The organism is Opacimonas viscosa, assembly GCF_024199005.1.
GTDB classification, from domain to species: domain Bacteria; phylum Pseudomonadota; class Gammaproteobacteria; order Enterobacterales; family Alteromonadaceae; genus Opacimonas; species Opacimonas viscosa.
Genome location: NZ_JANATA010000168.1, coordinates 1 through 266 on the forward strand (window position 1 = coordinate 1; position 266 = coordinate 266).

The 266-nt window shown below is 48.9% G+C and carries 1 pseudogene; it reads right to left on the reverse strand.

Annotated features, from left to right (window positions below):
* Positions 1–266: pseudogene (locus NLF92_RS13145) on the reverse strand (biotin/lipoyl-binding protein); the annotation flags it as partial.

The window sequence follows — 266 nt, forward strand, 5'->3', positions numbered from 1 at the left end:
GCAGTAACGCCGCTTCATAGGCGTGTTTTTCGATGGTGAAGAGTACTTCACCGCGTTTTATGATGCCACCAGACAGAAATTGTAGATTCAAACTGGTTATCTCACCGCTGACCTGGGCTGAAAGGTTGGTTGACTCAAGCGGAGACAGTTCACCAAATGCTTCAATTTCTACAGGGTAGGCAACCGGTGAGAGTTGAGTGACTTTAACGGTAGGACGAGTATCAACAGCCTCGCTTTCGCCTTCTTCGTTGCCAAGTGCCGTTACG